The 6,333-nt window shown below is 70.1% G+C and carries 4 protein-coding genes and 1 pseudogene; 4 read left to right on the top strand and 1 reads right to left on the bottom strand.

The annotated features are described in order from the left end of the window. Nucleotides 1-1,020 (bottom strand): annotated as a pseudogene (locus ACE3Q3_RS22235) (hypothetical protein); the annotation flags it as partial. A 195-nt stretch (nt 1,021-1,215) separates the two neighbouring features. Here ACE3Q3_RS22235 and ACE3Q3_RS22230 point away from each other — a divergent pair. The 4 genes from ACE3Q3_RS22230 to ACE3Q3_RS22215 all read left to right on the top strand — a co-directional run. Beyond that, on the top strand, nt 1,216-2,853 hold the full coding sequence (locus ACE3Q3_RS22230) for an amidohydrolase (protein ID WP_374449685.1): 1,638 nt from the start codon (nt 1,216-1,218) through the stop codon (nt 2,851-2,853). 6 nt (nt 2,854-2,859) lie between these two features. After that, nucleotides 2,860-3,801, top strand: coding sequence for an ABC transporter permease (locus ACE3Q3_RS22225; protein ID WP_374449683.1), 942 nt, complete (start codon nt 2,860-2,862; stop codon nt 3,799-3,801). Further along, the gene (locus ACE3Q3_RS22220; protein ID WP_374449681.1) at nt 3,798-4,679 is read left to right on the top strand and encodes an ABC transporter permease; all 882 of its coding nucleotides are present in this window, start codon (nt 3,798-3,800) and stop codon (nt 4,677-4,679) included. The genes ACE3Q3_RS22225 and ACE3Q3_RS22220 overlap by 4 nt, the downstream gene beginning before the upstream one ends. A gap of 66 nt (nt 4,680-4,745) precedes the next feature. Next, nucleotides 4,746-6,333: ABC transporter substrate-binding protein (locus ACE3Q3_RS22215; RefSeq protein ID WP_374449679.1), on the top strand; the 1,588-nt coding region annotated here is incomplete at its 3' end.

Genomic DNA, 6,333 nt, shown 5'->3' with positions numbered 1-6,333 from the left:
GGCACGGACGGCGCCGGCGAAGCCGCGGCTGCGGTCGGCCGCCCCGGCGGCCGGGGCCGGGGCCAGCATCGGCACGGGCGGCGGCGGGGCCGAGGGCATCGCCGATTCCATCTTCGCCAGCGCGCCCTCGTCGGGGCGCGGCAGGACACGGCCCACGGTCTCGACCGGGACCTCCGGGCGCGGCTGGAAGAAGGCGGTGTAGATCGGCTGGCGGAACGCGACCGGCTGGCCCGAGACCAGGGTCAGTTCGACCTCCTTCCAGTCGGTGCCGCCCAGGTTCTCCAGCACCGCCCAGCCCTGCAGCCGGCCCGCCGCTTCGCCCGAAACCGACAGGCGGTAGGCGGTCTTCCAGATCGGCGCCTCGACGACATAGCCGACCCGGACCTTGCGCCGGCCGGTGCCGGCGAGCGCGATCGCGAGCGTCCGCGTGTCCTTTTCGCGATAGGCGGCGACGGCGGCCAGCGCCGCTTCGATCTGCGCCTGGAGCCTGGGCTCGGCGAAGCGGAGCGAATCGAGGTCCTCCAGCACCGCCTGCCGGATGCCGTCGGCCGCGGCGACCGTGACCCGGTGGCGCGTCACCGCGCCGCCCTGGGGCAGGCGCTCCTCCTCCGCCTGCACGCCGAGCAGCCGGCCCGCGATGGTGCGCGCGCCCGTGACCACGATCTGGGCGCCGCGCAGCGCATCGAACAGGGCCAGCGGCGAATCGAGCGCCGCGCGGTCGAACGGCAGCGCGCGGAAGGCTTCGTCGAGCGGTTCGCGCCCGGGCAGGCGAACGATGCCGACGGCGCCGCGGTCGTCGTAGACGACGGCGCTCTTCAGGACGTCGTCGACCTGGTCGAGGCGCACGGTCAGCGGCAGTTCGGCGCCGCCCTCGACCTCTGCCTCGTGCTCGAAATAGGCGAGCCCCGCGGTCGACAGCACGACCCGCCGGAGCGCCAGTTCCGCCGCCACGGCCGGGCCGGTCGCGAGCGGCATCGCCAGGGTGAACAGGGCGCCGATCGCCAATGGGGACTTGGTCACGAGCGCGGTACCTCCTCTGCAGCCCGTCGACGGATTCTCCCGTCGAGGGACGGAAGGATGCGCCTGCCGATTGGGCAGGCATCGTGTGTTTCCGGGGCAATTTCGCGGCGGACCGGCTCAGATTGACTCAGGGTCGGCGGCTGGTCACGATCTTGCTTCTCCACCTGCCATTCCCGCCAGCCCGCGAGCCATCGAATGCCCCTGCCGAAAGCCGACCTCGTTCTGCGCAACGGCCGCATCTGGTGCGGCCTCGACAGCGGCTTCGTCGAAGCGGCGGCGGTGTGGCGCGGGCGCGTCCTCGCCACCGGCCGGATGAGCGAGATCGAGAGCCTGCTCGGGCCGGGCACGCGCACCCTCGACCTCGCCGGCCGGCTCGCGATCCCCGCCTTCAACGACAACCACATGCACCTGCTGCCGCTCGGCCTGTCGATGGTCGAGGTCGACATCCGCGCGACCGAGGTGCGGACGATGGAGGCGCTGCTGGGCCGCATCAAGGCGGCCGCCGACAGGGCCGCCCCCGGCGAATGGATCGTCGGCCGCGGCTACGACCATTTCGAGCTCGACCTCAAGCGGCATCCGCTGCGCGAGGAGCTCGACCAGGTGGCGCCGCACAACCCCGTCTACATCAAGCGCACCTGCGGCCATGTCGGCGTCGCCAACTCGGCGGCGCTGGCGGCGGGCGGCGTCGTCGAGGAATCGGCGAACCCGCAAGGCGGCGCGCTGGAGCGGCAGAACGGCCGCCTCACCGGCCTCCTGATGGAGACCGCGCAGCGCCTCGTCTCGACCGTCATCCCCAAGCCCTCGGTGGCCGCCATGGTCGACGCGATCGAGCGCGCCGGATCGGCCTGCGCCAGTCACGGCATCGCCAGCGTCATGGACGCGAACGTCGGCGCCCGCTGCGGCATGGACGAGATCGCCGCCTACGAGACCGCACGCCGGGTCGGCCGGCTGCCGGTGCGCACCTACATGTGCCTCGCCGGCGGGCCCAACGGGATCGTCGAGCAGGCCCATGCGCGCGGGCTGGTGACGAAGTCGGGCGACGACATGCTGCGCGTCGGCCCGGTCAAGGTCTTCACCGACGGCAGCGCCGGCGGCCGCACCGCGGCGATGTTCGAGCCCTACGAGGGCGGCGACGAGCACGACACCGGCATCCTCGTCTACAACGACGAGGATGTGCGGGCGATGGTCCTCGACTACCATGCCAAGGGCTACCAGATGGCGCTCCACGGCATCGGCGACCACGCCATCCAGATCTGCCTCGACGCCGTCCAGAACGCCCAGGCCCGGGTCCCGGCGCAGGACCGGCGCCACCGCATCGAGCATTGCGGCTTCATGAGCGACGCCCAGATCGACCAGATGGCGCGGCTCGGCATGTCGCCCGCGCCGCAGCCCGTCTTCATGTACGATTTCGGCGACCTCTACATCTCGGTGCTCGGCGAGGAGCGGGCGGCGACCGGCTATCCGATGCGGCGCTGGACGACGGCGGGGGTGCGGCCGGCGGCCAGCACGGATTCGCCGGTGTGCGACATCAATCCGTTCGTCAACCTCTACGCCGCGGTCACCCGCAAGACCTCGCGCGGGGTCGTGCTCGGCGGCCAGGAACGGCTCGGCGTCGGCGAGGCGCTGCACGCGATGACGGCCAACGGCGCCTACGTCTCCTTCTGCGAGGCCGACAAGGGGACGCTGGAGCCCGGCATGCTGGCGGACATCGCCGTGCTGTCGCGCGACGTCTTCGCCTGCGATCCGGAGGCGATCCGCACCGACACGAGGTGCGACATCACGCTGCGCGGCGGGGCGGTCTCGTTCGATCGCCACGGCCAGCTTGCCGCCTGACGCCCCATGGGCCGTCATATCGTCCAGCGCCTGCTCCTCTCCGTGCCGGTGCTCTTCGGGGTCCTGCTCATCGGTTTTCTCCTCCTCCAGGTGGTGCCGACCGACCCGGCCGTGGTGCTGGCCGGGCCGATGGCGTCGCAGGACATCATCGACGCCATCCGCCGCGACCTCGGCCTCGACCAGCCGCTCTGGTACCAGTTCGGGCTCTACATCGGCCGCGTCCTCCAGGGCGACCTCGGCAAGTCGATCATCAGCAACCTCGGCGTCGCCGAGGAACTGGCGCGGACGATGGGGCCGACCCTGGAGCTGCTCGTCGCCTGCCTCGTCTGGGCGATCCCGCTCGGCATCGCCATGGGCACGGTGGCGGCGGTCTACCGCGGCAAGCTCGTCGACCGGATCATCATGGCCTTCTCGGTCGCCGGCGTCTCGATCCCGGTCTTTTTCCTCGGCCTCGTCCTCATCTGGTACGTCGGCTACAAGCTGCAGTGGCTGCCCTTCACCGGCCGCGGCGGCCCGCTGTGGAGCTGGGAGGGCATCCAGCACCTCGTCCTGCCGGCGATCACACTGGGCGGCGTCTTCGTCGGCCCGATCGCCCGCATGACCCGCACCACGGTGCTCGAGGTGCTGGGCGCCGACTATGTCCGCACCGCCCGCGCCAAGGGCCTGAGCGAGCCGCGCGTCGTCGTCCGCCACGCCCTGCGCAACGCCCTCATCCCCATCGTGACGCTGATCGGCCTGCAGATCGGCTTCCTGCTCGGCGGCGCCGTGGTGACGGAGACGATGTTCAGCTGGCCCGGGGTCGGCCGGCTGGCGGTCGGCGCCATCCTGTCCCGCGACTTCCCGGTCGCCCAGGGTGCGATCATCGTGCTGGCGCTCGCCTTCCTCCTCATCAACCTCGCGGTCGACGTGCTCTACGCCGTCCTCGATCCCCGGGTGCAGAAGCGATGAACGCCGTCGCCACCGTCACCACCGCCGCCGTGGCGGCGCCCCGCCGCCGTTCGGTCCTGCGCCGGCTAGGGCGCGACCCGGCGGCGCTGCTGGCCTCGGTCTTCCTCGTCGCCGTGATCGGGGCGGCGCTGCTGGCCCCGTGGATCGCGCCCTACGACCCCTTCTTCACCGATCCGGCCAAGGGCATGCGGCCGCCCTTCGAGGACCCGGCCTACATCTTCGGCACCGACGCACAGGGCCGGGACATGCTGAGCCGGCTGCTCTACGGCACCCGCCTCACCCTGCTGATGGGGCTGGTCGCGCTCGCCGTCGGCGGCCTCATCGGCACCTTCGTCGGCATCGTCGCCGCCTTCTACAGCCGTGTCGACGGGCTGCTGATGCGGGTCATGGACGTGCTGCTGTCGTTCCCGGCGATCCTCTTCGGCCTCGCCATCGCCGCCGTCACCGGGCCCGGGCTGACACCGATCATCATCGCGCTCGCCATCGCCACCATCCCCCTGCTCGCCCGCATCGCCCGCTCGAGCGCGCTCGTCATCATGCAGCAGGACTATATCGACGCCGCCCGCGCCGTCGGCCTCGTCGACGCGGCGATCATCTGGCGCTACCTGCTGCCGAACTGCCTGTCGTCGATCTTCGTCTTCTCGACGCTGCGCTTCGGCCAGATCGTCCTCATCGGCGCCGCCCTCAGCTTCCTCGGGCTCGGCGCGCAGCCGCCGACGGCGGAACTCGGCACGATGGCGGCGAACGGGCGCGACTTCCTCTTCTTCGCGCCGCACATCGCGACCATCCCGAGCCTGACCATCTTCGCCATCGTGCTCGCCTTCAACGTGCTGGGCGACGCGCTGCGCGACATCCTCGACCCCCGGCTGCGGCACTAGCCGGCGGCACGGGACAACCGACGATCCGACCAATCGGACGACCGACGACGACAGGAGGGTAGAACGATGCGAGCAGGAACCTGGACGACGGCCTTCGCCGCGGCCGGCGTCGCGGCAATGGCCGCCGGCGCGGCGCTGGCGCAGGGCAACACGCTGACCATCGCGCGCGTCATCGACGCCGACCGCTACGACCCGCCGCGCTCGACCGCGCGCTCGGCCGGCGACATCCTCTTCCAGATCGCCGACACGCTGCTGTCGCTCGACTACGACCTGAAGACGGTGAAGCCGCTGCTCGCCAAGTCGTGGAAGGTCTCCGAGGACGGCAAGACCTACACCTTCGCGCTGCGCGACGACGTCAAGTTCTGCGACGGCCGCGGCATGGTCGCCGACGATGTCGTCTATTCGCTGAAGCGCTGGATCGACCCCGAGCTGAAGTCGCCGGTGCGCGGCCGCGCCGGCAAGGTCAAGGACATCCGCGCCGCCGACGCGTACACCGTGATCTACGAACTGGAGGAGCCGTTCGGGGAGCTGCCGTTCCAGCTCACCCAGTTCTTCTCCTCGATCATCGACAAGAACACGGTCGAGAAGCTCGGCGCCGACTTCGGCGTCAAGGGCTTCAACGGCACCGGCCCCTATTGCTGGGAGAACTGGGTGCCGCGGCAGGAATTCGTGATGAAGCGGAACCCGCACTACAAGTGGGGTCCCGAATTCTACCAGAACCGCGGTCCCGCCCACATCGAGCGGGTGATCTGGAAGATCATCCCCGAGAACTCGACCCGGCTCGCCTCGGTGATGACCAATCAGGTGCAGCTCACCCAGTACGTCCCGCAGATCGCCCTCGACCAGGCGATGAAGGCGCCCAACCTCAAGGTGCACAAGGCGCAGTCCTACCTCTGGACCTACTACATCGGGTTCAAGGTCGACCGCGAGTTCATGAGCGACATCCGCGTCCGCCAGGCGATCAACTATGCCGTCGACCAGAACGCGCTGGTGAAGAACGTCTGGTTCGGCCATGCCGTGCCGGCCTACACGCCGGTCAGCCCCGATACGCCGGACTTCAACGAGAAGACGCTCGGCGCCACCATCAAGTACGATCCCGAGAAGGCGAAGAAGCTGCTCGACGAGGCCGGCTGGAAGGTCGGCGCCGACGGCATGCGCTACAAGGACGGCAAGAAGCTGGCGCCGGTCTTCTACGCCATCTCGGGCGCGCCCACCAACCAGATGGCCGAGGCCGTGCAGGGCGACCTGCGCAAGATCGGCATCGACATGCAGGTCAATCTCTTCGACGCCACCATCGCCTGGGGCAAGCTGGCGACCCAGGAGTTCGATTCCTTCGCCATGAGCTACCCCTATGTCAGCGTCGGCGACGCCTACAACCTCTACTTCCGCTCGGCCGCGGCCCCGACACCCAACCGCATGAACTGGAAGGACAAGGAGACGGACGAACTGCTCGCCAAGGGAACGGCGGCGGTGACCGCCGACGAGCGGCGCAAGTACTACGACCAGGTGCAGATGCGCATCCAGGAGGCCGTGCTGTGGCTGCCGATCGTGCACGAGCAGCTGCACCTGACGGCGACCAACCGGCTGGACGGCGTGCGCGCGCACGGCATCTACGGCTGCGGCGTCTACAAGGGCCTCGACTACAAGTTCAAGT

Origin of the sequence: Allostella sp. (assembly GCF_041913585.1) — a bacterium.
In the GTDB taxonomy this organism is placed as follows: Bacteria; Pseudomonadota; Alphaproteobacteria; order ATCC43930; family Allostellaceae; genus Allostella.
Note: the sequence above shows the minus strand (reverse complement) of the source record. Positions and strands in the feature narration are given on the sequence as shown.

Excerpts from the sequence above, each read along its gene's own strand:
- ACE3Q3_RS22230 (WP_374449685.1), top strand. The coding sequence starts at position 1,216 with ATGCCCCTGCCGAAAGCCGACCTCGTTCTGCGCAACGGCCGCATCTGG.
- ACE3Q3_RS22225 (WP_374449683.1), top strand. The coding sequence starts at position 2,860 with ATGGGCCGTCATATCGTCCAGCGCCTGCTCCTCTCCGTGCCGGTGCTC.
- ACE3Q3_RS22220 (WP_374449681.1), top strand. The coding sequence starts at position 3,798 with ATGAACGCCGTCGCCACCGTCACCACCGCCGCCGTGGCGGCGCCCCGC.